This is a genomic window from Corynebacterium sp. sy039 (assembly GCF_007904105.1).
Classification (GTDB): Bacteria; Actinomycetota; Actinomycetes; order Mycobacteriales; family Mycobacteriaceae; genus Corynebacterium.
Genome location: NZ_CP042325.1, coordinates 1376461 through 1399553 on the forward strand (window position 1 = coordinate 1376461; position 23093 = coordinate 1399553).

20 protein-coding genes are annotated in these 23093 nt (G+C 46.7%); 6 read left to right on the forward strand and 14 right to left on the reverse strand.

Annotation, left to right across the window (positions count from 1 at the left end; genetic code table 11):
- The first annotated feature begins 35 nt into the window (after positions 1-35).
- Positions 36-821 (forward strand): peroxide stress protein YaaA, encoded by a 786-nt coding sequence (gene yaaA, locus FQV43_RS06255; RefSeq protein WP_144273080.1) that lies wholly within the window; start codon positions 36-38, stop codon positions 819-821.
- A gap of 7 nt (positions 822-828) precedes the next feature.
- Here the strand turns inward: yaaA and FQV43_RS06260 are convergent, their stop codons facing one another.
- Together FQV43_RS06260 and cobA are read right to left on the reverse strand one after the other, a co-directional pair.
- Positions 829-1989, reverse strand: a complete 1161-nt coding sequence (locus FQV43_RS06260; RefSeq protein WP_168195056.1) for a glycosyltransferase family 87 protein — start codon at positions 1987-1989, stop codon at positions 829-831.
- A gap of 87 nt (positions 1990-2076) precedes the next feature.
- Positions 2077-2832 carry a uroporphyrinogen-III C-methyltransferase gene (gene cobA / locus FQV43_RS06265; RefSeq protein ID WP_371710869.1) on the reverse strand — a complete coding sequence of 252 codons (756 nt, stop codon included), beginning with the start codon at positions 2830-2832 and terminating at the stop codon, positions 2077-2079.
- 35 nt (positions 2833-2867) lie between these two features.
- Between cobA and FQV43_RS06270 the strand changes: the two genes are divergently transcribed.
- Entirely contained in the window at positions 2868-4286 is a 1419-nt protein-coding gene (locus tag FQV43_RS06270) for a YdiU family protein (protein ID WP_146339519.1), read from the forward strand.
- Positions 4287-4295: 9 nt separating this feature from the next.
- Here FQV43_RS06270 and FQV43_RS06275 read toward each other — a convergent pair whose 3' ends face one another.
- The 6 genes from FQV43_RS06275 to mqo all read right to left on the reverse strand — a co-directional run bounded on the left by FQV43_RS06275 (position 4296) and on the right by mqo (position 10382).
- A complete protein-coding gene (locus tag FQV43_RS06275; RefSeq protein WP_144273084.1) occupies positions 4296-4811 on the reverse strand; it encodes a methylated-DNA--[protein]-cysteine S-methyltransferase in 516 nt (171 codons plus the stop codon).
- A gap of 17 nt (positions 4812-4828) precedes the next feature.
- Complete coding sequence (locus FQV43_RS06280; RefSeq protein ID WP_146339520.1) at positions 4829-6250, reverse strand: cobyrinate a,c-diamide synthase; 1422 nt, start codon at positions 6248-6250, stop codon at positions 4829-4831.
- Entirely contained in the window at positions 6244-6864 is a 621-nt protein-coding gene (gene cobO / locus FQV43_RS06285; RefSeq protein WP_144273086.1) for a cob(I)yrinic acid a,c-diamide adenosyltransferase, read from the reverse strand. The genes FQV43_RS06280 and cobO overlap by 7 nt, the downstream gene beginning before the upstream one ends.
- Positions 6865-6926: 62 nt before the next feature.
- Positions 6927-7682: a VWA domain-containing protein gene (locus FQV43_RS06290; RefSeq protein ID WP_144273087.1), complete on the reverse strand. Its 756-nt coding sequence runs from the start codon at positions 7680-7682 to the stop codon at positions 6927-6929.
- 13 nt (positions 7683-7695) lie between these two features.
- Positions 7696-8802 (reverse strand): ATP-binding protein, encoded by a 1107-nt coding sequence (locus FQV43_RS06295; RefSeq protein ID WP_146339522.1) that lies wholly within the window; start codon positions 8800-8802, stop codon positions 7696-7698.
- 83 nt (positions 8803-8885) lie between these two features.
- Positions 8886-10382 (reverse strand): malate dehydrogenase (quinone), encoded by a 1497-nt coding sequence (mqo, locus tag FQV43_RS06300; protein WP_144273089.1) that lies wholly within the window; start codon positions 10380-10382, stop codon positions 8886-8888.
- A 301-nt stretch (positions 10383-10683) separates the two neighbouring features.
- On the opposite strand from mqo, the gene FQV43_RS06305 reads away from it, so the two are divergent.
- The 3 genes from FQV43_RS06305 to FQV43_RS06315 all read left to right on the forward strand — a co-directional run bounded on the left by FQV43_RS06305 (position 10684) and on the right by FQV43_RS06315 (position 14075).
- Positions 10684-11751, forward strand: coding sequence for an alpha/beta hydrolase (locus FQV43_RS06305; protein ID WP_168195058.1), 1068 nt, complete (start codon positions 10684-10686; stop codon positions 11749-11751).
- A gap of 90 nt (positions 11752-11841) precedes the next feature.
- Complete coding sequence (gene mtr / locus FQV43_RS06310; protein WP_146339526.1) at positions 11842-13233, forward strand: mycothione reductase; 1392 nt, start codon at positions 11842-11844, stop codon at positions 13231-13233.
- Positions 13234-13292: 59 nt separating this feature from the next.
- Positions 13293-14075 carry a hypothetical protein gene (locus FQV43_RS06315; protein WP_146339528.1) on the forward strand — a complete coding sequence of 261 codons (783 nt, stop codon included), beginning with the start codon at positions 13293-13295 and terminating at the stop codon, positions 14073-14075.
- Here FQV43_RS06315 and FQV43_RS06320 read toward each other — a convergent pair.
- From FQV43_RS06320 to dxr, 6 genes are all read right to left on the reverse strand, one after another.
- Positions 14032-15510, reverse strand: coding sequence for a cobyric acid synthase (locus tag FQV43_RS06320; protein ID WP_146339530.1), 1479 nt, complete (start codon positions 15508-15510; stop codon positions 14032-14034). The genes FQV43_RS06315 and FQV43_RS06320 overlap by 44 nt on opposite strands.
- 9 nt (positions 15511-15519) lie before the next feature.
- A complete protein-coding gene (map, locus tag FQV43_RS06325) occupies positions 15520-16392 on the reverse strand; it encodes a type I methionyl aminopeptidase (RefSeq protein WP_146339532.1) in 873 nt (290 codons plus the stop codon).
- A gap of 119 nt (positions 16393-16511) precedes the next feature.
- A complete protein-coding gene (locus FQV43_RS06330) occupies positions 16512-18347 on the reverse strand; it encodes a penicillin-binding transpeptidase domain-containing protein (RefSeq protein ID WP_146339534.1) in 1836 nt (611 codons plus the stop codon).
- Between the two features lie 111 nt (positions 18348-18458).
- Positions 18459-19622 (reverse strand): flavodoxin-dependent (E)-4-hydroxy-3-methylbut-2-enyl-diphosphate synthase, encoded by a 1164-nt coding sequence (ispG, locus tag FQV43_RS06335; protein WP_144273096.1) that lies wholly within the window; start codon positions 19620-19622, stop codon positions 18459-18461.
- Between the two features lie 150 nt (positions 19623-19772).
- Positions 19773-20978: an RIP metalloprotease gene (locus tag FQV43_RS06340; protein ID WP_146339536.1), complete on the reverse strand. Its 1206-nt coding sequence runs from the start codon at positions 20976-20978 to the stop codon at positions 19773-19775.
- 15 nt (positions 20979-20993) lie between these two features.
- Positions 20994-22250: a 1-deoxy-D-xylulose-5-phosphate reductoisomerase gene (gene dxr, locus FQV43_RS06345; protein WP_146339538.1), complete on the reverse strand. Its 1257-nt coding sequence runs from the start codon at positions 22248-22250 to the stop codon at positions 20994-20996.
- A gap of 357 nt (positions 22251-22607) precedes the next feature.
- Between dxr and FQV43_RS06350 the strand changes: the two genes are divergently transcribed.
- The gene (locus tag FQV43_RS06350) at positions 22608-23078 is read left to right on the forward strand and encodes a DUF2631 domain-containing protein (protein ID WP_168195059.1); all 471 of its coding nucleotides are present in this window, start codon (positions 22608-22610) and stop codon (positions 23076-23078) included.
- Positions 23079-23093 lie beyond the last annotated feature (15 nt).

Sequence of the window (23093 nt, forward strand, 5' to 3'; positions counted from 1 at the left end):
GTCTAGTCGATGAAGAACAACTATTCTTAATAGCTATGCTCATTATTTTACCGCCCTCAGAAACGAAAATATCCGGTGGCGATCATCCATCACTACAATTAGAAAAACTATCCTTCCCCCAGCTCAATTCAATCCGCGAGGATATTGCGCATGACCTTGCGGCATTAGATCCTCAACAAGCGCTATCTATTTTAGGAATTTCTGAAAAGCTACTCGACGAAGCTGCATCGAATACACAGCTTTTTCACTCACCCACAATGCCAGCCTTGCTGCGTTACACTGGGGTGCTCTATAACGCTCTAGATGCAGCGTCTTTGCCTGAACACGCATGGCAGCGCCTTGCTATTGGTTCTGCGCTTTTTGGACTTATTCGGGCGGATGATCTCATTCCGCATTATCGTCTCTCTGGCAATACGAAGCTACCGCGTCGGGGACGATCCCTTCACCATGATGGTTCCTTCACTGCTACTGATACAGCCAATGCCACTGTACCTACCATGAAAAGTCGATGGGGAACGAGCATTAAAGATACCTTGAGTGACATTGGTGAGCTGATCATTGACTTACGGTCAGGAACCTATCAACAACTTGGCAAGCTGAGTAGTGCTGTTACTGTGCGAGTAGAATCATGCCAGCCTGATGGAACGCGCAAAGTTGTCAGTCATTTTAATAAGCATTACAAAGGGCAACTTGCTCGCATTCTGGCATTATCGACGGATCAAGCTGACAGTATTGATGATGTTATCCATATTTCCCGAGCTGCCGGATTAAGAATCGAGCACAATAACAATAAACCTACTGAACTTACGCTGGTTGTATGATTTCACGCTACGGGGAAGAAACTACACCACGTCGTATATGAGTAATCCATGCAAACCACATAAATGTTGCTGGATAGAGCATATAGCCAAATCGGAAACTGGGTGAGAATAGGAATAACACAACCAGGCCAATGCTGCACAAGATACATACACCTGCTAAAGACCTGGGGGGACGAATCCAAAGCCGCACAGCAAAACCTATGCCAGCAATGAGCAACAATCCATAACACAGCAGTTGTCCACCAGGAACATCAGCAAGTAGTGCACCGGCTAGAGAATTACCTGCCGGTGTCATCACCTGTGCTTTTCCTGCCGGAAACAGCACTGTGTGGTTTATGAACTCGTGCATATTCATCAATGCTGGAATATGCACGAGCAGACCTATTCCCATGCTCGTGCCGAAGAAATGAAGAAGCTGTCTTTTATGTGCACGAGAACCTAAAAGAAAAATGAGGACAAAAAGTATCGGCATGATCATCCATTTCATGCCTAATGCAAGCGCGATGAAAGCACCTGATTGGGCATATTTTTGTGCCCAGAAAGTTGCTAGTGCCACCATAGTTGCCCCGGCAACTGGTAGGTCTACACCACCGACGGCAGCAGAAAGCGCCACAACTGGAATACACAGCACTATCATGAGTGCCGTGGTTTGCGCATAGGGTTTGGTATTTCGGATATGGTCTTCGGTTACTCGATAGGCATAGATGAAGCACCAGCTAAAGAAGACTAAAAACCATATCCGGGCGTCTCCTAGGAAACGAGTATCCCAAACCTGAGCTGGCATACCGAAAAGAACCATTGCAGGACTGTACGGATTAAAGTCATCTACTACCTTGGGGTGTGTGATCCAGGGATTCGCAGTGGTGAAAAAATCATGTGCTGCACGTTCTACCACGAAAACCTCAGGTTGGCGTGCACCGCGGGGAATGAACCATGCCAGTGGAAACACTAATGTCCATGCTAAAGCCCAAATACAAGCGACAACAGCCCGCTTAATCGAAAAAAAACCTGCTGCCCCGATATAACCAATCAGTGCTAAGAGTGCCCAATGACGGTGCAATTCATTGCCTGTTGCCCAGGCAAAGACAGCACTAATCGCACATAATATGCAACACACGATGATCCAATACTTGTGGCAGATATTCCACAGTGAGTTAGGTCGAACCACGGTGTGTTTTTCTTTTATCTGTTGATACGGCACATAAAAAGTCTACTTGTTTTCGGTCGGTTTTATTCTCCCCATTGCGTGCCTTGCTTATTGGGTAATCAACCCGGCTACAGCACCAATAACATAGACAGCTGGTGGTTGTATCTGCTGCGCACGCATAAGCTGAGCCAATTCTGCTACTTCGCAATGAAAACTACGCTGATGTTTGGTAGCGCCTTCTTGTATCACGGCAGCAGGGGTATGTGGATCAAGACCTGCGTCGATAAGTGCTTGAGTAATTGCTTCAGCATTTTTTACTCCCATTATCACCACCAAGGTACCGCCAGTATGTGCCAGCGCAGAGAAGTCATTAAGTGATTTGGGGTGTCCGGGTGGTAAATGCCCAGATACAATCGTGAAATTATGCACCATCCCACGTTGTGTGACAGGTATGCCTGCCAAGGCAGGAACAGCAATACCACTGCTTACCCCGGGGACGATTTCACAAGCAATGCCCTGTTCCTGAAGTGCTTGGTATTCCTCAAAACCGCGGCCAAAGACATAAGGATCCCCGCCTTTTAAGCGCACCACTTTTTTACCTGCTAGTGCATATTCAATCAGGAGTTCATTTATTTTTTCCTGAGCGACCTGCTTGCCATAAGGCAACTTGGAGACATCAACAATCTCTTTTTTTTCTAAATCACATAACTCAGATAATTCTGCTAACTCAGCCCCAGGTCCTAAATGATCAACTAACACTACATCAGCTTCATGCAATTTTTTCATACCACGAATTGTTATCAGGTCCCATGCACCAGGACCACCACCAATAAGCGTTACAGTAGAAGTTAGTTTTTCTGCCATGCACATAGAGTTTAGTCCCCACTAGGGTTGGATACATGAATCTGAGTCACCATTTTGCTGAGAACCTACCGTCGTTTGTACACCCAACTACGATGGAGCGGTTCCCTAACCTAGAGTTAGTGCAGTTCAATGACGCATTGGGTGCAGAACTCGGTATCACTAGCTGCGACCTCCTCTCATTATTAGACTCACACCCTGCTGGTCATGCCATGGCATATTCTGGCCATCAATTTGGCAATTTCGTCCCTTTGCTTGGCGACGGGCGGGCACTCCTCTTAGGAGAGTTACGTGCACGCAATGGCTCTTTGGTTGATATTCATCTCAAAGGCTCGGGTCGCACTGTGTTTTCTCGCGGTGGTGATGGTCAGGCTCCGCTGGCAGCAATGCTTCGCGAATATGTCATAAGCCGGTGGCTGCATACTTTAGGTATTCCTACCACACAGGCTTTGGCAGTGCTCAAAACTGGCAAGAAAATTGCTCGTACCACGGCAGAAGAAGGGGCATTACTGATCCGAGTGGCACCTTCGCATATCAGAATAGGCACTTTTCAATATGCTGCGCTACGCGGTCAATCCTATGTTCAGGAACTTGCCGACTATAGTATCGCTCGGCACTACTCTGGTTGCAATTACGCTGAGTTTTTCGACGCGCTAGTCCAACGGCAGGCACAATTAGTTGCCCAATGGATGCGTTATGGTTTCGTTCACGGAGTGCTCAACACCGATAACACCACCATAAGCGGGGTAAGTATTGACTACGGTCCATGTGCTTTTATGGAATACTACGACCCAAACACTGTGTTTAGTTCTATCGATCATAACGGTCGCTATAGTTACGGAAATCAACCCGGGATAATCAGATGGAACCTCACTAGACTTGCAGAAACATTACTTCCCATTCTCCCCCATGCACACCTGAGCGCTATCCTTGATACTTTTCCCACGCACTATCATCGCGCATGGTTGAGCCTTATGCGTGGTGCATTAGGACTAGAGGGAAAAGAACATAACCCAACCGTCGAAAAGCTCATTGAGGATTGGCAGCTGTTATTAAACCAAACGCACCTTGATCTCAATGCTTTCCTGCATCTGCTTGCGCATACGCACGACGACATACCTCAGGAGGAATTAGCTGCACTACTGCCTCAACGCAACAACAGTCAGCACCATCATCACCTGAATCAGATAGCTCAGTGGATTACGCAGTGGCGCTCTCTTGACCCAGATTATGCGCATATGCGCACAGTCAATCCCGCATATATTCCGCGGAATCATGTTGTGGAAGATGCTCTCAAGAAAGTGCGTTACGACGATGATCTTAACGATGTCAAGCGCATTATGACACTACTAGACACTCCTTTTGGGGAGGTAGCTCAAGATAACCCACTGGCTGTCTCATTGAGCACACCAGATTCTGCTCTTGCCTCAACCTTTGTTAGCTATTGCGGTACGTAACCCCAGGAATTACTCCTGGAGGGATTCCCGCTCTAGCAGTGCTCGTTTAATCTCTAGCCCATAGCGAAAACCGCCTAGGCTACCATCACTGCGTATAATCCGATGGCAAGGCACAAATAAGGCTGCACTATTGCGGGCACATGCACTAGCTACAGCCCGAATAGCCCGTGGCGCACCGCATAATGCTGCGTAGTCACGATAGCTTATGGGGTTTCCGGGCGAAACCTCGCGTAAACATTGCCATGCTTTTTCTTGAAAAGCAGTAGCGACTTGGGATACCGCCACCTCAGCCACTCGATGAATCTCGCCCTGATAATATGCATGCACTGCGTCGAGCGCGAAAGAAACCTGTGGATTATGCGCAGGCACTTCTTCTAGTTGATCTGGTCGGATACTACTGTGAATCAAAGAGAGCAATTCCTGAGTAGTGGTATTCCATCCGCTTGCCAATACTTTGTTATCAGCACTGATAATGCTAAACGCACCATCTGGGGTAGCTGTGGTACTGAAAAATGCAATCACCATGTTTTTCTCTTCGTTGTCTATGCTGTATCGGAAACAGCGTCACGACAAGCAGCATAGTGCAAGCACTGTTCCACAAAACGACTTATTGCTGTGGGCACCGCGGCTGGGTGAACGTGCACATAACTCGCATGGATATTACCACGGATAAACCCTTCTTTTACCACTTCTTTTTCCCAACTACGCCATGCCCAAGCGGGATTGTAGTCACCACTATCGTGAGCACGAGACTCCGCGTCGACGACTAATTGAGTGTAGTGAAACTCATGCCCCACGACGCGCTGCCCTGCACGATAGAGACAAGAATCAACTAAAGCAACACTATCGCGGTAGCCCAGTGTCACTCGATTCTTCATCGTTGCTACTGCGGGGATCACCCCCAACATGGGATAGGAGTCAAGGGTGTCAAGCAGCCATAATAAACCAGCACATTCTGCGTGCACCGGCATACCTTGTTCAATTCGAGCACGTATCTGCTTGGCCAATTCACTACGCTGGGCTAATTCCTTACAGTATTCCTCTGGGAATCCACCGGGAATAATAAGCCCATCGCAATCTGGAAAATCATCACGCAATGGATCAAAACTCATAAGTTCTGCTCCTGCTGCAGCTAGTAATTCTCTATGCTCAGCATAAGTGAAAGAAAAAGCAGGTCCTGTTGCCAGTGCAATACGAACTCTAGGGTGCCGAGCAACAGCCTCAATATGATCTTCTGGTTTCCACGGCTCGCCTTCCCATTGACACTGTGCGCACTCAATGATCCGGTCTATATCGACATACTGTTCGACAATGTCACCCATTTTTTCCACTGCTTCTTGTGCGGTGGTCAATTCTCCAGAAGTAACTAATCCCAAATGTCGAGAAGGCACAGCAATATCTTTTATTCGTGGTACCACACCAAATACAGGGATACCGCAGTCGATTATTGCTTGTTGACAGACCTCAGCATGACGGGAACTACCTGCATTATTAAGGATTACCCCTGCAATGTTAAGCCGAGGATCATAAGTGGAGAAACCACGCACAAGTGCTCCAACTGACTGGCTCATTCCTCGCACATCCACAACAAGCACTATGGGCAAACCCAACAGCGCAGCAATATCTGCAGTAGATCCCTCGGCATAGTCACTGCCACTGTGCTCAGTGGTGATTCTGCCATCAAATAGTCCCATAACGCCTTCGACGACAGCTATATCTGCGCCTTGGCAACCATGTGTATAAAGCGGACCGATAAGTTCTCGCCCACACATAACAGAATCAAGATTTCTACCTTGGGTTTTCGTCGCTAAGCTATGATAGCTCGGATCTATATAATCAGGACCCACCTTAAAAGGAGCGACTGTCATGCGCTGGGCTAGGGCATACATAAGCCCAGTGGCTATTGTGGTTTTTCCTGCCCCAGAGGCAGTAGCTGCAATAACAAATCCTGGGGTTGTCACCACTCAATTCCTTTTTGTCCCTTGCGTCCCTGATCCATCGGATGTTTGATTTTCTCCATACGCGTGACCAAATCAGCTACTTCAATCAATCGCGGATGAGCATCCCTACCAGTAATAACGACGTGCTGTGTTCCTGGTCGACTCTTCAGAGTCTCCACCACATCTTCAACATCAATCCAGCCCCACTTAATGGGATAAGTAAACTCATCAAGCACATAAAAATCATGTGTTTCTTGCGCTAAACGACGCTTGATCTCCTCCCACCCCGCTGCAGCATTATGCGCATGGTCTTCTTGCGCTCCTTGTTTCCTCGCCCACGACCAGCCCTCTCCCATTTTATGCCACTGCACAGCACCGCCCTGAGCAGTGTCCTCATGCAACTGAGCCAAGGTACGGAACACGCTTTCCTCGCCAACGCGCCATTTTGCTGATTTTACGAATTGGAATACTCCGATGTTTAAGCCCTGGTTCCAGGCGCGTAATGCCATGCCAAAAGCAGCCGTAGATTTTCCTTTGCCGTCACCGGTATGTATCGCTGTAATAGGTAGCTGACGACGTTGTTTGGTAGTCAAACCATCATTGGGGATATTCTTTGGATCTACTTTTCCCTGCGGCATTCTTGTACTTCTTTCTTTACTGTCTTTGCTGCTTACAATGCTTTTCTATTGATACTCACACATCAGAAAACGTCAATGGCTCTCGTAATAGCTTGTGCGCTCAGTTGCTCCATACGAATGCACTCACCAGCTAAATGCCGAGCTAACTCCTGTGCAAGACCAAGCCTGATACGCCCTTGTGCTTCACAATCAATAACAATACTTCCCGTTAATGTTCCTTGGGCAATTTTTGCAGCTACACTATGTGATTTCTTCACAGCATCTTTTCCGGTGGCGCGCCCGTCGGAAAGCACTACTAATATAGCTCTGCGCCCTGGTTCCTTAAGATGGTGCGTGCTAATAATTCGATGTGCAAGGGCAAGTCCTGCTTCCAAAGGAGTTCTTCCGCCTGTTCTGATATCTTGCAATCGCTTCTGCGCAATATCAATTGAGCTTGTTGGGGCTAAAAGTAATTCTGGTGCTTTCCCCCGCACACTGATTACGGCAACTTTGTCCCGGCGTCGATAAGCATCCGATAGTAAAGACGACACAGCACCTACCACAGCACTGAGTCGATCACGCGCAGCCATAGAACCAGAGGCATCAACGAGAAACACAATCAGATTAGCTTCCTTACCGCGACGGATATTCCTACGCACATCAGCTGCCAGAAAAGGGATAACAGATTTTTCTGAGGATAATCGTGCCCCTCGCGCTACTGCAGCATGCAGCGAAGCAACAAGATTGAGTCCATGACCATGCTCTGAACTAGCTCGAATATCAGCACCAATACTAAGTTGCTGATAAGCCCTCCTACCTGGAGGTGCTTCATAGCGCACACGAGTTTTTGGCTTACGTTTGAGTGTTCGGATAGCGAAAGGGCGCGCCAGAATCAGCGCTGCCTACCTTTCCATCTTGGGAGACGTGCGCATCATCAGGATTATGTTGAGGGCGCATACTGTTGTTTCCCAGGTGTTTATGATCCGCAGCGTCGGTAGGCTCAGGCTGAGAATGATCTTGGTGATTGTGTTGTTCTTTGGAGCGTTCCATGATGTTTTCAAGCTCCTGCTCACTCACCCCTGGTTCGTCAAAAGGATTCTGCCGACGGCGGTGCGGTAATGCTAAACGTGCTGCTACGTTAATATCTTCTTCATTCACACTACCTCGCTGTTGCCATGCCGCATGTGCCATCGCAGTACGAGCAATAACAAGATCACCGCGCAGGCCTTCGACTCCAAACTCAGCACAAATATACGCAATCCGCTCTAATTGTGCATCGCTCAAAGAAATCTCATCAACCACATCTTTAGCTTGTGCGATACGTACTGCGATTTCTTCATCTTTTTCTTGCCACTGACGTACAAAACCCTGTGGATCATTCTCATAAGCTAATCGACGACGCATAATTTCAGCTCGTTCGCGCACATCAGCTGGTCCTGCAATATCAACAGAAAGACCAAAGCGATCCAAAAGTTGTGGACGCAGTTCTCCTTCCTCAGGATTCATCGTGCCGACAAGAACGAAACGCGCTGATTCAGTATGGGAAATAGAATCGCGTTCAATAGTCACCATTCCAGTTGCAGCTGCGTCGAGAAGCACATCGACAATATGGTCTGCAAGTAGATTGACCTCATCCACATAGAGCACACCACCATCGGCAGCACTGAGCAGACCTGGTTGAAACTGTGCTTTTCCAGTAGTAAGCACAGTTTCAATATCAAGCGAACCGACGACGCGATCTTCAGTAACGCCAAGGGGAAGATTGACTAATGGAGCACTACCTAATAGACGCGAAAAAGCACGCACGGTAGTAGTTTTTGCAGTGCCCTTTTCGCCTCGGGCAATGACACCACCAATACGAGGCGCAATTGCTGACAGAATGAGTGCAAGACGTAGATCTTCTTGACCCACAATTGCAGAAAATGGAAAAAATGATGGCGACTGTATCTCTTTGTTCATAGCTCAATATGTCATTGTTAGTATGTGAAAACAACCGAGATCTCTTCTAAGGATCTCGGTTGTGTGCATGAAGATAAGAATTACTATCCCTCTAATTTGAGTGTTTTTTGAGTGTAACTCCACATCTCATTAAAGAGAGTCTTATTTGCAGAAAGTTTCACGCCATACGACGGCACCATTTCTTTAATTTTATCTGCCCATACCACCATGCGATCACCAAAGCAATGCTCTAGCACCTCTAGCATTGCTGCAGGGGCAATAGAAGCACCTGGTGATGCGCCTAAGAGACCAGCAATGGAACCATCATTAGAGTTAATCAAAGCGGTACCAAACTCAAGAGAACCAAAACGTGGACCAACGACAGGTTTAATAACCTGCACACGCTGACCAGCGGTAACAATCTCCCAATCTTCATCGCGTGCCTCTGGAACATACTCACGCAATGTTTCCATACGAGCCTGCTGATCTTTTAACAACTCGGTGATGAGATATTTCGTCAAACCAAGTTCTTGCACACCAACAGCAAGCATAGAAGCCACATTGGTCACCCGTAAGGATTTAGGCAAATCCGCCCATGACCCTTTCTTCAAGAACTTTGGTGTCCAACCCGCATATGGTCCAAAGAGCAAGCCCTTTTCACCATCAATAACACGGGTATCAAGATGTGGTACTGACATTGGTGGAGCGCCAACCGATGCTTTTCCATATACCTTGGCAGAGTGCTGGCTAATAATTTCTGGATTAGTACAACGCAACCATTGACCTGATACCGGGAAACCACCAAAACCACGGATCTCTGGGATACCTGCTTTTTGCAGCAAAGGAAGTGCCATACCACCAGCACCAACAAAAACGAAATTTGCACGAGTGACGCTAATGTCACCGGTGTGACGGTTCTTTGCAGTAATTTTCCACTTGCTACCGTCACGGCTAATGTTACGGACTTCATGCCCATAACGGAATGTGGTTCCTTCTTTTTTGGCAGCCTGTAAAAACTGCTTAGTCAGAGCACCGAAGTTAATATCTGTTCCTGCGTCTGTCCAAGAGATAGCAACCTTATCCGATGCAGGACGTCCACGCCCCATAAGTGGCAACATATCATCGAACTGCGCACGATCATCACTAAACTGCATATCAGGGAATAGTGGATGACCGTCTAACGCCTCAAAACGCTTCTTCAAGTAAGCAACTTGTTCAGCTCCGTGACCAAAAGAAACATGAGGTACTTGGTTAATCCATTCATCAGGATCCCCAAGAACACCTTGATCTACCTGGTAAGACCAAAATTGACGTGATGTTTGGAACTTTTCATTAACGCCAATCGCCTTGGAGATGTTAATTTTTCCATTAACTTCTGGCGTATAGTTCAACTCGCATAATGCAGAGTGCCCAGTACCAGCATTATTCCATGGTGAAGAAGATTCCTGTGCTGGAGCGTCGAGACGCTCAAACACCATCTGTGACCATGTTGGCTCCAAGGTGCGAAGCATAGCACCTAGCGTGGCACTCATTATTCCTGCGCCGATGAGAGCGACGTCTACCTCATCAGTAACTTTTGCTGCGGTTGTGGAATTTGACATTACAATTTTCCTCGCGTTATTACGCTTATCTCTTCAACTTTTCTAACTGATTCTCGGATAATGACGACTAAATCTAAATCGACTTATCAGCTATTTCATAACGACACTGGTTTCCCAGCAAACCCTCATACTCATAAATGGGCACGAAGTCTGAAACTCGCTAGGAATATACTCTACGCGCTTATCAGGTTTGATGTTAAAACTCCCCCGATAAGTGTGTGAAAAAAATATCACAATTAATCACAACGTATCATTGGCAACAGGTTTTATCGGTAGCATCTTCACGTATCAGGGGGCAATCGTGCGCAGAAAGAAAACAGAGTTCGTATTCAATTCCGCAACAATAGCTCAGCTGCCCCAGCAATGGGAGCACGATATCCTCGGTGAGGATTTTGCCCAATTAGTTTTTAACCTAGACAGTAATGTACCTACCACAGGCACTTCACCCCAAAATCCAGACAAGGCTTGTGCCACTCTGATACATTATGCTCCAACAAAAACTGCCCCCTCATCACAAAAGCCCGCAACCACCACTGCAATGCTATGGGTACATGGGCTCACAGATTATTTCTTCCATGAACATATTGCTCAGTTTTTTGCTACACATGGTTACGCGTTTTATGCACTTGATCTGAGAAAATGCGGGCGCTCATACCGCCCTGGGCAGAAATGGCATCACACTAATGACATTGAACAATACTTTGAGGAACTTACCCTAGCGGCACATATCATTCTGAGCAAGCATGATTTCCTTATTCCCATTGCTCATTCTACTGGTGGGCTTATCGTCGTTCTGTGGCTTGATTATCTACGCCGTTCACATCCGCTCATGCATAAGCACATTCGAGGTGCAATCTTGAACAGCCCTTGGCTTGATATGATCATCCCAGCCATAGCCTCCGCTCCGCTCAAGCCATTGCTGAGTGTCAGTGGTAAATACTTCCCTGACATTGCATTGCCGTCGAGTAGCAATCATTCCTATGGTCAAAGCCTGCATATCTCTGCACAGGGCGAGTGGAATTATGATCTCACCTACAAACCTATGGGCGGGCACAAAAAATATCTAGACTGGTTACGCAGCATTATGTTAGGACAACAACGCATACATCGTCGAAAAGTTGATTGTGGAGTTCCGGTGCTTACTTTATGCTCCACACAGTCATATTTTCCTCGGGCTTTCGACGCACAGTGTACTCGCAGCGACGTAATTCTCAACGTTGCTCAAATACAAAAATGGGCTAAGGTACTAAGCACTCATACTCGTGTTGCACCTATTGCGGGAGCAGTTCATGATGTATTTTTATCCAAAGAATACGCTCGCACTGAGGCACTACGTATCTCACTGCAATGGTTACGCGACCTGGGATAATTCCGATTTTGCTTAAAATCCTCAAGGCTGTGAGCCTGCCCTACTGTGTTATACGCATACGTTCTCTTAGAGACATAAAAGAAAATGGAGATGTCCATGTCAGACAAGCATTATGATCTCATCATTATTGGTACTGGATCTGGTAACTCTATCCCCGGCCCAGAATTTGATGATAAAACAATCGCTATCGTAGAAAAAGGCGTTTTTGGTGGCACCTGCCTGAATGTCGGTTGTATCCCCACCAAGATGTTTGTTCATGCAGCAGAAATAGCACATACCATCACTCATGCCAAGGATTTTGGCATTAACGCCAAAATTGATCACATTGACTGGTCACGTATTGTTTCTGATGTTTTCGATAAACGCATTGACCCTATTGCTCAAGGTGGTGAAGCCTACCGACGCGGCCCAGAAACTCCTAACATCAATGTCTACGACCATCACGCTTACTTTGTCGGTGAAAAAACTATTCACACCGGTCAAGGCAATAAAGAGATGACCATTAGCGCTGACACGATCGTCTTAGCAGCTGGTGCGCGACCTTTCATTCCGCCAGTAATTGCGGAATCAGGTATCACCTACTACACCAATGAAGATATTATGCGTATCGCACAACTACCACGCTCCCTGATTGTGCTTGGCGGTGGTTTTATCGCTGCAGAATTTGCCCATATTTTCCATGCTCTTGGTGTTGAGGTAACACTTGTCAATCGCTCCACCACTCTCTTGCGTTCCATGGATAAAGATATTTCCGAACGTTTTACTAAGCTGAGCGAAGAAACTTTCCACACCAAACTTGGGCGCACCATTGTCAGTGCGCATCAGCAAGCGCAAGAAATTACTCTTGAGCTTGACGACGGCAGTATAGTCTGCGGCGATATGCTCCTCGTTGCCACCGGACGCATTCCCAATGGCGACCAGATGAGCGTTGACAAAGCTGGTATTGAGCTCCTCGACGATGGCCGAGTGAAAGTCGATGAATATGGTCGCACAACAGCTGAAGGTATCTGGGCGCTAGGAGATATTTGCTCACCTTATCAGCTCAAGCACGTAGCAAATGCAGAAATGCGCACTGTCAAGCATAATATTTTGCACCCGGAGAACTTGCATTCGCTGCCGCATAAGCATGTTCCTTCTGCGGTTTTTACGCAGCCACAGATCGCAACAGTTGGTCTCACTGAACAACAAGCGCGAGATAAGGGTCATAACATAAGCGTCAAGATCCAAAATTACAGCGATATTGCCTACGGTTGGGCACTGCATGATGACACAGGTTTTGCAAAACTCATCGCTGACAAAGACACTGGTACTCTGCTGGGCGCGCATATCATCGGGCCACAAGCCGCCACACTTATTCAGCAACTTATTACAGTTCTCGCCTTTCAACTCCCACTCCAGCAAGTGGCAACCCAAGAGTACTGGATACATCCAGCTCTGCCTGAGCTTATTGAAAATGCGCTCCTTGGGCTAGACTTAGAGTGATTTTCCCGACTGTACGCTCATACTTAGACTCGCCTACTACTGGTATTCTTCCTTTTCTTATGCCTTTTTTTCGTTCCGTTTCCCCCGCAGTATCTACAGTTCATGTATCCCCCACACCGTTGCGTCCTATTGCATTGAGTTTGGCTACTGGTGCAATCATTATTTTGGGTGTCCTCAGCACTGCTGTCACACGCACGAACTCATTATTTGCCACCTTGGTGGCAGGGTGTCTTGTGCTGGGCGCCACAGCAACAATTACTGCTATCCGCCATACCGATCATTATCGTCATCGTGTGCCGCATATATTTTCCGCACTCGGTGCTGGTATCAGTTTATGTGTTGGGGTCATTATGAGCGTATCGGGAGTTATTGCGTCAACAAAAATTACAGATTTTGCGCTCACTGCTCTCTCTGCAGCAATGCCTGTTGCCGCCTGTGCGTTATTGGTGGGAGGTCTTAGCCAATTATCGCCTCATCATGGGCTGGTGTATGCCGGTGCCACTATTGGACCGCCTCTTTTATATTGGTTTATCATCAGCGGGCATTCCACTGATTGTTGGGGAGCCTTTGTCTTGACAGGCATTATCAGTAGTGGATGTTTAGGGTGGATCAGCATTGTGGTTAGTCGAGCTAAAAATTGGTCGCGGATTCGTTTCTTAGGTGCTGGTGCCGCTTTTTGTGCAATGATAATCAACATCGCCACACTTGTTATTAACCTTTTTGCTAACGAAATACCGCGCCAGACTTCTTCTATTGCCCTTGTAGCATGGGGATTGCTTTTCTGCGTTCTATGCGCTACTACAAGTGCTTGCCTTGTGCGACCACACCATGCCGCGCAATGAGTTGATCAAGATCCCAATGCTGCTCCAGCGCGTCGGCAAGCATATCTAATTGTTTATCACGCTCTGCTGTAAAACTCGTATCAGGAGAAACAATAAAGTTGTCTTTTCCGACAAGTGCGGCAATTTCACTAAGGAACTGACGACGTGCATCATCATCTTCAAGGTAGCCGTGTCGATGTGTGCCGTAGTTGGTACCTTCTCGCGAGCCTTCATCGCCTAACCATGCTTGAGTATTATTACGAACTACTTGACCATGATGAATCTCATATGCTCCATGTGGATGTCGGATCACTGTTTTTTGTTCTTGAAACTCGATATCAGCATCAAAAATAGCTAACCCTGCGACTACCACTTCGTGATCGTGACCAGTAGTTACTGCTTCTACTGAATCTATGATCTTGGTGCACATCATCTGATAACCACCGCAAATACCCAAAATAGGCTTACGTGCCACCACGCGCTTTTCTAATGCCTGCGCTAATCCTTGTGCTCGTAACCACGCAAGATCACTGACTGTTGCCTTCGACCCTGGGAGAATAACCAAATCTGCCTGGGCAATCTCATCTGGATGCGTAGACCACACTACAGTTACGCCTGGTTCACAGGCCAAGGCTTCTACGTCAGTAGCATTAGAAATTCGTGGCAACCGAATAGCTGCAACGCGCATACTGTCTTTACCCAAGGCTGTTGTCACAGGTCCAATAACTGCACCGCGTGGTGTTTGGAGTGAATCCTCGGCATCTACCCACAGTCCTTCAATAAAAGGAAGTACCGCCAGTGTTGGCACTCCAGTTCTGCGTTCCAACTCGACAAGTCCAGGTTCGAGTATTGATCTGTCGCCACGAAACTTATTGACAATGAACCCGCATATACGGTTTCGGTCTTTCTCGGACACAATCTGATGTGTGCCATAAAAATGAGCGAGCACACCACCACGATCAATATCGCCCACAAGGTAAACTGGCAAATTTGCACTCTGTGCTAGACCAAAATTAGCAATATCAGTGTCTCTGAGATTAATCTCTGCAGGCGAACCAGCACCTTCACAGATGACCACATCATAGTGTTTTTCTAATTCAGTCAGCGAGTCTGCTACTACGTGCCGTAATTGCTGTCGATATTCCACATAGTTTCGGGCATCAACCTGTCCTACTGCACTCCCATTGACAATAAGTTGCGATCGACGATCGCTACCTGGTTTAAGCAGTACAGGATTAAATAGTGCCTGTGGCTCTAGCCCACACGCGTAGGCTTGTAAGGCCTGTGCTCTACCAATCTCTCCGCCGTCGACAGTGACAGCGGAATTATTAGACATATTTTGTGCCTTGAATGGTGCTACTGCAAATCCTCGTCGAAAAAGTGCTCGACACAGACCTGCCACGATCATAGATTTCCCTGCGTCTGAGGTACATCCGGCTATCAGAAACGCACTCATCGTATTGGTTTACTCATCATCGCACAATGTCAGAATCTCATTACCATCTTCAGTAATGACAATGGTGTGCTCGAACTGGGCGGTGAACTTGTGGTCACGGGTTTGTACAGTCCAATAATCATCCCAAATATCATAATCAAGACCACCAAGATTAATCATTGGCTCAATGGTCAGCGTCATTCCTGGGACAAGAACATCACGATAATAATCTGAGTCATAGTGCAACACGATAAGCCCATTATGGAATGTAGGTCCGACACCATGCCCAGTAAAATCGCGGACGACGTTATACCCAAACCTTTTGGCGTACGATTCAATCACTCGACCAATGACGTTGATTTCTCTGCCTGGCTTTGCTGCGCGGATACCTCGCATCGTTGCTTCTTTAGTACGCTCAACTAACAATCGGTGTTCTTCAGAAACATCACCTGCTAGAAAAGTAGCATTAGTGTCTCCATGCACACCTTCTTTATATGCAGTGACGTCGATATTGACAATATCGCCATCTTCAATGACGGTACTGTCTGGGATACCATGACAAATAATTTCATTAAGTGAAACGCAACAGGACTTAGGGAACCCACGATATCCTAGCGTGGATGGATAAGCACCATGATCGCACATATACTCATGGGCAATCCGATCAATTTCATCAGTTGTTACACCAGGAGCTACCGCTTTACCAGCTTCTTTGAGTGCACCAGCGGCTATGCGCGAGGTGCGTCGTAAAGCGTCAATGACCTCTGGTGTTTGGACATAAGGCTCCCCCATAGCTTCCTGTACTGTGTCTTTCCATACATATTCTGGGCGAATAATATCTTGTGGAACACTACGGATAGGAGTAGGGGTACCAGGTCGAAGTGGTGCTCTTTTGTGCGTCATAGTCTTCTTTCGATTTCTTAATTATTTTCCTAATTATTGCAGTATTACTTTTTCTAAAAATACCAGCACCCTCTATGTACTGTACAAGATTACAGCACGCTACAAAGCCATCCCGATAATCATTCTGGGTGACGAGCACTGTTGAGTTCATCTAGGCGTTGGAAGAACTTATCCGTCACGGCAACAGCTGTTTCTGAACCACCACCTAGCACTACCAATGTAGCGAATGCAATATCCTCCCGATAACCAGTAAACCACGCATGCGATCCTTCGTTAATTTCTGCCTCACCTGTCTTGCCATAAATCTCTCCTCCTGCTTTCATACCAGCAGCCGTACCAGAAGTGACAACGCTACGCATCATACGACGAACCTGATCAAGTACTTCTGGTTTCGGCGCAATTGGATGCTTATCTTGTTCAGTGTTATACCCAGAAACCAAGGTAGGAACTGGTGTTTTTCCACTTGCGGCGGTAGCAGAAACTAAAGCCATCCCAAAAGGACTAACCAAATCAAGCCCCTGACCGTAACCAGCCTCTGTCTTTTCTAATTCTGTATCGCCTGCGGGCACAGAGCCAGTTACCGTATTGAGCCCAGGAACCACATAATCAACACCAATACCAAACTCACTAGCGATATCTTGCAATTGTCCACGCTCAAGTTTGGTAGAAATATCGGCAAAAGTGGTATTGCAGGAACGAGCAAAAGCACTTTCTAATGGCACATTTCCCAAAGAGAAACCATTGTAATTATTAACAACACGACCATAAATGTTCATTGATCCTGGGCATGGCACTATGGAATCAGGACTCAAATTTTGTTCCTGTATTCCTGCCTGAGCAGTAATAATCTTAAAAGTAGATCCCGGTGGGAAAAGACCCGTAAGAGCTAAATCACCAGATTTATCCGCTTTATCAGTTTGCGCTACTGCCAGAATTTGCCCGGTAGAAGGACGAATAGCTACCATCATTGTCTGCATATCCGCACGTACATTTACTGCTTCTTCAGCCGCCTGCTGCACATTATGATCCAAACTAATTTCAATAGCAGGAGCTACTTCTGGTTCTTGCTTCTCAATAGTATTAACGACCGCCCCATCTGTAGTAACAGCTGCAATTTGCCAACCATTCTTACCATCAAGTTTCTCATCGACGAGACTGCTCACGCGCGAGACGATATCGGGCGCAAAACCTGGATCAGTTTCCACCATCGTAGCTTCCCGATTAAAGCTAATACCCGGTATTCCCGATAATTCTTCTTCGATAAGACTTCCTTGTATCTCATTAATAGTCATAACGGAGTATGTTCCCGAAGCATTCTTCAGCGTATTACTAAGTTCCTGTGGCACAACAGTGGGCACTGAGTTATCGCGTTCATGCGCGCTATTGACTGCTGTAGCAATTTTTCTTGCCACATAATCCCTATCAGACACCTGGGCTAAATCCACAATCACACGGTACTCAGCACCAGGCACCAACACATCTGCACCATCTGAAGAAATCACCCGCGCTTTCGTTGCATTAATCGGCCGCAATTCCAAATGCTGATTAGCGCTTAAGTCTGGATGCAACGCTGTTGGCTGCCATCGAATAATCCACTCGCCATTGAGACGGTTAAGAGTCATTGACGTCTGATACTCTAAAGTACGTTCCTTAGGTAATGCCCACTTCATTGAATAATGCGCCACAGCAATAGTGCCTTTGGTATCTAAGGAATCGAGATGAGTGCCCAGCGACGTGGCTTGCAACCCATCCCAGCTTCGACGAAGCAACTGTGACACGTGGGTATCAGCATCAGTTAATTGTGCAGCTTGATCAAAATTTTGTCCGGAGATACTGGATAAAAACTTTTCCACAATTGGTTGCGCCGAGGCTTGTTTGGGAGTGCAGCCAGCCAAACCGGCAACTGAAACTATAAAAAAGATGACAGTAAAAACCAACGACAAAATGCGTTTCATGTAGCTAAGTTAGCATTGCATAATGACAGTTTTTTGTTGCCACTCCGACGCTTAATGCGCTCAATGCCTGTGCACACTATGCACAGGCATAAAGCATTTTGGAAGTGATTGCTAACGAGTAATAGAAACCTTAGCAGCAGCACCTTCAGTAATTTCCAGCCCTTGTTCTTCTGCCAAACGCATCGCTTCTTCGATAAGTGTTTCGACAATTTGCGATTCCGGCACCGTCTTGATCACTTGACCTTTGACAAAAATTTGCCCTTTACCATTACCAGACGCCACGCCAAGATCTGCGTCACGCGCCTCACCTGGACCGTTGACAACACATCCCATTACTGCCACGCGCAGCGGAATATTCATACCATCAAGCGCAGCTGTTACTTCTTCAGCCAAAGTATAAACATCTACCTGCGCTCTACCACATGACGGGCAAGAAACGATCTCCAGACCACGCTCTTTAAGATTAAGCGATTGCAGGATTTGATCACCGACTTTAATTTCTTCCACTGGATCTGCCGATAAAGAAACCCGGATAGTGTCTCCGATTCCTTGGCTCAATAAGGCACCGAAAGCAACGGAAGATTTAATCGTTCCTTGGAACGCAGGACCTGCTTCTGTCACTCCTAGGTGGAGCGGATAATCAGTTTGAGCAGCTAACTGGCGATACGCCTCAACCATAATCACTGGATCATTATGTTTGACAGAGATACAAATATCTCCAAAACCATGTTCCTCGAATAGGCTTGCTTCCCATACCGCAGATTCCACTAATGCCTCTGGAGTTGCTTTGCCATATTTTTCCAATAAACGCTTATCTAAAGAACCAGCATTAACACCAATGCGAATAGGGATACCAGCATCCCCTGCCGCCTTAGCAACTTCTTTTACTCGACCATCAAACTCTTTGATATTTCCTGGATTTACGCGAACAGCGGCACAACCTGCGTCGATAGCTGCAAAAATATACTTTGGCTGAAAGTGAATATCAGCGATTACTGGGATAGGTGATTTTTTAGCAATAATTGGTAATGCTTCAGCATCAACTGTTTTAGGACACGCAACGCGTACTATATCGCACCCTGTTGCAGTTAATTGGGCAATTTGCTGCAAGGTAGCATTGACATCATGAGTTTTGGTCGTAGTCATTGACTGCACCGAGACGGGATAATCAGACCCAACGCCAACATTTCCTACCATAAGCTGACGCGTTTTACGACGTGGTGCCAAAACTGGTGGTGGTGCTTCCGGTAGACCTAAACCAATCTGGGTAGACACTACTGTTTTACTCCTCGGGCTGTATGGGATGTATAAGAATAAAGCATGATTTGTTATTGACTCATTAAGTCTAGCACTGATTTACCTAGCACTAATTTCTCGTAGCGAATGAGCACGCTATCTGCGATACCTGCAAGACTAATGCCAGCACTAACCAAACAAACGAATCGGGTTAACAATATCAGCAGCAATCACAATGACTCCTACAATAAGCAACACGGCACTAATCGTGACAATAACTGGGGTTATTTTCGTATAATCGGCAGGACCAAGAGGCTTTTTACCACGCATTTTCCTCAGGGCATCACGAATTTTCTCATACAGCACGACTGCAATATGCCCACCGTCGAGAGGCGGTAATGGTAAGAGATTAAATAGGGCAAGGAAAATGTTGAGGCTTGCCAGCATAAGAAAGAAACTATCCCACATCGAGCGTTGAGCTAGTTCTCCGCCAATACGTGAAATACCCACTACGCTGACTGGGCCGTCTTTTTCTCGTTCCCCGCCAAAAATAGATGTCACTACTGATGGTATTTTCGCAGGAAAGGAAACTAATCCCTGTGCCGAAGCAATAAAAGTTGAACGAGTGTAGTCTATAGCAACAGCAAAACCAGATATAGCGTTGTACTTTTCTTTTGTGATCGGAGCACTACTTACTCCAATAGCCCCTACTTCGATGGAATTTCCTTGCTGATCGAGTCGAGTAACTTTTTCCACTGGAACAGCAATATCTAAGCGCTGATCGTCACGCTCAATATCAAGAATGATTGTACGCCCAGCATGACTTTGGACATATTCTCTAATCTGTGTAAAGGCCTCGACTTTCTTACCATCAATCGCGATAATTCGATCCCCAGCTTGTACCCCTGCTTTTTGAGCCGGTCCTTCGCCTTGGCATGGTGCTAGTGTCTGTGCATCAAGCTGCTGCGGCGAAACACATTTGACTTCACCAACTTCAGCTGCAGTTACCGCATGAGGATTAGGCAGCCCTGAACTCACTGCTACTGCATAAAAAATGACAAAGGCAACAATGATGTTCATGATGATTCCACCGAGCAACACAATAATCCGCTGCCACCACGGTTTATATGCCATTGCCTCTTGAGGATTTTCCTGGGTAAAAGGATCCTGATTCGTCATGCCAGCAATATCGCAATAACCACCAAGCAAAATCGCTTTGATACCATACTCGGTCTGCCCGCGTCGATAAGAAAAGAGCTTGGGACCAAAGCCAATAAAGAATTGACGCACGCGCATACCAAACATACGCGCTGTCATATAATGCCCCCATTCATGCAGACCAACGGTAACTGCAATGCCTACGGCAAAAAGTAACGCAAATAATAAAGTTGCCACAACCAACCTAACTCATTATGAAAGCAAAGACGCAATATATTCATCAGCGATGCGTCGAGCTGCTAACTCGGTAGCTAGCACATCATCAAGATTCAAGGCTACACCAATAGAGTTATCAACCTTGTTCATTGCAAACTCAATAACCTCAACAATGTGTGGGAAAGCAATACCACCAGCAAGGAAAGATGCTGCCGCCTGCTCATTTGCAGCATTATAAACAGCAGGATATCCCCCGCCTAGAGTTGCTGCATGGCGCGCAAGTTCTACCGCTGGGAATGCCTCATTATCTACCGGCATGAATTCCCACGTTGAAGCAGTAGAGAAATCCAGTGCGGGCTGTGCGTCTGGTACTCGATCTGGCCAGCCCAATGCCAACGCAATGGGAAGTTTCATAGACGGTGGTGAGGCCTGCGCAATAGTTGCCCCATCGCGGAAAGTAATCATTGAATGAACAATCGACTGTGGATGCACAGTAACATCAATATGCTCTGGAGAAATGCCAAAGAGTAATGTCGCTTCGATGAGTTCTAATCCCTTGTTGACCAAGGTTGCAGAATTGAGTGTGTTCATTTGTCCCATTGACCATGTGGGATGTGCAGCTGCTTGCTCAGGAGTTACCGTCTGCATTTGGCTGCGCGTCCAGCCTCGAAATGGACCACCAGAAGCAGTAAGAATAAACTTCGCTACTTCATTGCGCCTACCTGAACGCAATGCTTGCGCCATTGCAGAGTGCTCAGAATCTACAGGAACGATTTGCCCTGGTCTAGCAGCATCAATGACTAATTGTCCCCCTGCTACCAATGACTCTTTATTCGCCAAAGCCAAAGTGGCACCTGCGTTGATCGTTGCCAGAGTTGCGCCAAGCCCCAATGACCCCACTAACGCATTGAGCACGGTGTCGGCAGTAACAGTTTCTACTAACGTCTGCGCACAGGCTTGACCACTGATTACTTGCCCGCCTAGTGCCTGCGATACCTGCTGTGCTGCTTGAGCATCGGCAATAGCAACACATTCTGAGGCAAGCCCAAGTTGCTGTGCTTGGCGGATAACAAGCTGCGGGTTACTACCTGCAGCAGCCAGCCCCACGACGACAAACCGATCAGGATTATCAGCAATAACCGATAACGCCTGCGTACCTATTGACCCAGTGCTGCCAAGAATGATGATTCTCTTGGGATAATGTTGATCTGCATGATCCGCTTTATCTGGAGCACACGCTGCAGTTGTAGTAGATACCAATGGATATTTTTCAGTGCTTTGGGGATTGTGCATACTGTGAGATATAGCAGATGTAGCGGGTTTGGCTTGTGAATTCACTTTTTTATTATGAACGTTTCTGTGCCATGACACAATCTCATTGCTCAGTGATTGGACGCCTCATGCGTTGTCTGGTGCGTCTACGTGTTCTCTCGCATATCATATTTTTCACCCCCTAACGTGTATGTACTTTTGTTTGATTGTTTTCACGTTTCTGATTTTTCCTCAGTTCCTTGCCTCATTTTTCCCATTATTTTTGTCCCTTATTAGAAAAATCACTCCATTATTTGAGTATTTAGGTAATGCAATGTCGCTTATGGAAACAAAATATGCGAAAATAAGCAGGAGAAAATAGATACTAAGTGAATACGCATGTATTTTGAGTGCGTATATACACATGAAGAGGAGAAGAACGTGGCTAGTTCCCACGAAATTGCACCTGAGGTTCACAATGGTGTTTCCACTCTCGACGAGCCGTCGGCAGCCTGGGGATGGCATGATATTGGTCAGCATGCGACCCAAATAGCAGGTTGGATTTCTGTTCTATTCCTTCTTGGCTATAACTTTGGTAATCACAAAGGGCACGTAGAGACTATCTTCCTCTTTGTTTTTGCTATTGTTATTGCGCTTGGTTTAATTCTCCAACTTTTTAAGCCAAAACTTACCCAGGTGCGTACGCTTACAGCACACAATAAGCCAGTCGGATACAAGGAAAAAGATTGGGACTATCTACAGGCTACCTGTACTGGTCCTTATGCAGAGCTAACCGATTCCCAGCTGCGTGCACTCAACATCGAGCCTTCTCGTGTTGCTCACCTACGCGCCCTACCTCAGGAATCATAAAGCGAAATACTGCTC